Source organism: Synergistota bacterium (assembly GCA_021159885.1).
Lineage (GTDB): Bacteria > Synergistota > GBS-1 > GBS-1 > GBS-1 > AUK310.
On the sequence record JAGHDO010000025.1, the window covers coordinates 1 to 4,364 of the forward strand.

Sequence of the window (4,364 nt, forward strand, 5' to 3'; positions counted from 1 at the left end):
TCAAGCGGAGTTCCCGCCATCATTAAGCCTATCTCTTCCCTTGTAAGCTCACCTGGCTTAAATTCTCCCATAGATATGCCCTCATACATGACTATAACCCTATCACTTAGGGAAAGGACCTCATCCAGCTCCATGGAAACAAGAAGAATTGCTTTTCCTCTCCCTCTCTCTTCGAGAATCTTCCTATGCACAAACTCTATAGCACCTATGTCGAGCCCCCTCGTGGGCTGAGAAGCCACTATCAGCTTTGCCTCATCTACTATCTCCCTCGCCAATATTAGCTTTTGCTGATTTCCTCCCGAAAGGCGAGATGCAAACGCACGGATATCTGGAGGCCTTACATCGTACATCTTTATCCTCTCCCGCGCATAGGTCGTTATAAAATCTCTCTTTAATAATCCTTTTCTTGCAAATGGATCCTTATAATGCTTGCCCAGAATAACATTTTCAGCGAGATTAAAATTCCCAACCAGTCCTCGTTTTAGCCTATCTTCGGGAATATGAGCAACGCCTTCATCCCGTATTTGCCTTGGAGAGAAGAAAGAGATATCCCTGCCCTCTATCAGGATGCTTCCCCTTTCAGCCTTTCTCAAGCCAGTTATAGCCTCCACAAGCTCAGTCTGTCCATTACCCGCGACACCGGCTATACCCAGAACCTCACCCTCCCTGATAGAAAAGGAAATCCCTCTTACAGCGTCTATCCCTCGCGCATCCTTAACCCACAGATCCTTAACCTCGAGGACAACCTCGCCCACCTTCGGGGGAGGCTTCTTAATCTCAAGAAGCACTTCCCTTCCAACCATCATCCTGGCTATCTCACGAGGACTTGTCTTCGAGGTCAAAACTTCACCCGTTACCTTACCACCTCTCATAACCGTGACTCTATCGGAAATCTCCATAACCTCGTTAAGCTTATGTGTAATAAAAACGATGGTCTTCCCATCCTTCTTCAAGCTTCTTAAAACATCAAACAGTTCCTCCGTCTCCTGAGGAGTAAGAACAGCGGTCGGCTCATCCAGAACGAGAAGCTCAGCTCCCCTATAAAGGACCTTAATTATCTCAACTCTCTGAGCCATACCCACGGGAATATCAGCTACCTTAGCATCAAGATCGAGCTTAAAACCATGCTTTTGGGAGAGCTTCTCGATTTCTCGTCTGGCCTTCTCGTAATCTATCTCACCGAATAACCCTTTTCCCAGAGGCTCCTTCCCGAGGATTATATTATCGAGGACCGTGAAAGGGGGGATCAACATAAAATGCTGATGAACCATGCCTATACCAAGAGAAATGGCATCTAAAGGAGTCCTTATATCAACCTTCTTTTCCTTCCATATAATTTCTCCAGAGTCGGGACGATATAACCCATATAATATCTTCATCAATGTGGTTTTTCCCGCGCCATTTTCCCCAACGAGAGCATGTATCTCACCTTTTCTGACGCGGAAATCAACCTTATCGTTTGCTAAAACTCGAGGGAATCTCTTAACGATACCCCTCATTTCTAAGATAAAGTCCAAACCAGTCCTACCCCCAGAAAAGTTATGTGCTTTTATCAATAATACAAAATTGGGCGGGGACGTGTAGCATAAGGTCCCCGCCCACAGAATATTTAACCTCGCTCCTTAAAGAGACTTAGGCGGCTTGAACTTCTTTAGCTCATCCTCATTGGAGGGAACAACTAACTTACCCTCTATTATCGCTTTCTTGGCTTTCTCTATCATAGCGAGAACCTTCTTGGGTATGTGCTTCCTTGTGTATTTCATATCCGTGAGTCCTACACCATTCTCCTTAAGCCCAAGTTCATAAATTCCGCCTTTAAATTTTCCTTCAACAACCATCTTTATTCCAAGATAGGCAGCTACATCAACCCTCTTTAAAACACTCGTTAAGACCCTGCCCGGAGCTATAGCATCCTGGTTAAGATCAACTCCTATGGCGAAGTATCCTTCACCCTTCTCCTTAGCAGCCTCTATAACGCCAAGCCCTGTCTGCCCAGCTATTTGGAAAACTATGTCCGCTCCCTGCCCAAAGAGAGACATAGCAGCCGCCTTACCCTTAGCAGCATCGTTGAAGGTGCCGGTGTACGATCCTATAACCTTAACTTTCTTTCCAGTTATAGCACAGTAGGTTCTAACTCCAGCCTCATATCCTACGGCGAATCTGATAACGGGTGGAATCTTCATTCCGCCCACATATCCAACTACTCCCTTCTTGGTCACGGCAGCGGCAAGCATTCCCGCGAGGAAAGCACCTTCCTGTTCCTTAAACAAGAAGCTCGCGACATTTGGAGCCTTAACGACGGTATCAACTATTATAAAATACTTCTTGGGATACATGGGAGCGACCTTTGCCATAGCATCGGTCATTAAAAATCCCGCTGCCATAACGACATCTCCGTGCTCCGCACCATTGGTAATATTAGGCACATAATCTTCCTGTTCGTAAGATTGTATAACCTTAGCCTTAACCCCAAAATCCTTAACTGCCTTCTCCACCCCAAGCCAACATCCATCATTAAAAGCCTTGTCGCCAAGTCCTCCTATATCCGTAACGAGAACTACCCTAATGGGAGCAGATATAGCAACAGCGGTAAAGCCCAAAATCAAGCATAACAAAACAAGCCAGCTTTTCCTCACGTTTCATCCCCTCCTTTGACGAGAAAAAAGTACCCGCTCATATTTTACCACAAAGCAAAATAAAAATGGGTGCTCCTTTTGTAAAAGGAGCACCCTCACATTATCACAGATGGTTGGTGGTGCTGGAATTGAACCAGCGGCCTCTTCCGCGTCAGGGAAGCGCTCTCCCACTGAGCTAACCACCCTTGCTTTTTAGATTATAGCCAGATCAAGAGCCTCTGTCAAGGGAGAAAATAGCATCACTATCCTTTAACAAGCTCCTCTCCAAACAACTCTGCCTGCATAAGCACCGCTTTAGTAGCTCCCTCCTGTCCATCAGGGGGATATCCGTATTTCCTCAAAATGCGCTTTACAAGGGCTCGCAGCTTAGCTCTTACGCTTTCCCTAATCGTCCAATCTATAGTAATATTCCTACGCACAGCTTCGGTAATTTCTCGTGCAATCATTTTCAAAGTTTTATCACCCAACACCTCAACCGCACTGCCGTTAGCTGCAAGCGCATCATAAAAAGCCACTTCTTCATCACTAAGCCCCAGCTTTTCTCCCCTATTACGAGCCTCACGTATCTCCTCGGCTAATCTAATAAGCTCTTCAATAACTTCAATGGTACTAATAGCTCGATTATGATATCGTTTAAGCGCTCGTTCAAGTAAGTCAGAAAATCTCCTTGCCTGAACCAAATTTCTTTTACGATAGATATTAATTTCATCATTGATAAGCCTGCGTAATAGCTCTACAGCAAGATTTTTCTGGGGCAAATTACGAACTTCGGCTAAGAACTCATCGGAGAGGATAGAAATGTCTGGCTTTTGCAAACCTGAGGCTTCAAAGAGATCAATAACCCCTTTGGGGACAATGGCACTTGAAATAATCTGCCTGATGGCGAACTCTTTGTCGTCGGTTGGACGGGCGCTTCTCGTAATTTTTATCAACGCTGCTTTCACACTCTGGAAAAAGGCCACTTCGTCGCGAATCTTAAGGGCCTCCTCCTGGGGCACGGCCAGAGCAAAAGCCTTAGAGAGTTCAGTTACAACCTTGATAAAAGCCTCTTTTCGAGAAGGAGCAGCCACAAAGTCCGCAGCTTCACGCAAAATCTTAAGACGCTCCTCAGGGCTCGCGGAAAGGGCCTTTCGGTAATCAAAGCTGTGAAAGATGTCCTTGCAAATTTCATATTTCTCAAGCATAACGGCCACGGCCTCGTCCTGATCCACGGCAGGTTCGCCACGGCCACCGCTACGAGTGTAAGTGGCAAGCGCCTGTTTGAGACTGTCAGCGATCCCTATGTAGTCTACCACCAGCCCGCCGGGCTTGTCCCGAAAAACTCGGTTCACTCTGGCGATGGCCTGCATGAGGTTGTGCCCCTGCATGGGCTTATCGATATACATAGTGTGAAGGCACGGAACATCAAAACCTGTAAGCCACATGTCACGCACGATAACGATTTTCAAAGGATCGCTCGGGTCTTTAAAACGTTCAGCAAGTCTCTCCCTTCGGGCCTTATTGCGAATGTGAAGTTGCCAATCAGTAGGGTCTTTGGCTGAACCGGTCATCACCACCTTGATTACGCCCTTTTCATCATCGTCAGAGTGCCAATGAGACCTGAGTTTTATGATTTCGTTATAAAGATCAACACAGATTCGCCGGCTCATGCAAACCACCATAGCCTTACCATCCATGGCAGAAAGCCTCTTTTCAAAGTGTTCTACGAGATCGCGAGCGATAACCTCA

3 protein-coding genes are annotated in these 4,364 nt (G+C 46.3%); all 3 read right to left on the reverse strand.

All coding sequences use genetic code 11. The features are described 5' to 3' along the window. Positions 1-1,517: ABC transporter ATP-binding protein (locus tag J7M13_02080; protein MCD6362778.1), on the reverse strand; the 1,517-nt coding region annotated here is incomplete at its 3' end. A 105-nt stretch (positions 1,518-1,622) separates the two neighbouring features. Next, positions 1,623-2,636, reverse strand: a complete 1,014-nt coding sequence (locus J7M13_02085; GenBank protein MCD6362779.1) for a BMP family ABC transporter substrate-binding protein — start codon at positions 2,634-2,636, stop codon at positions 1,623-1,625. 242 nt (positions 2,637-2,878) lie between these two features. After that, the coding region (locus tag J7M13_02090; GenBank protein MCD6362780.1) for a DUF3387 domain-containing protein at positions 2,879-4,364 on the reverse strand (1,486 nt) is incomplete at its 5' end.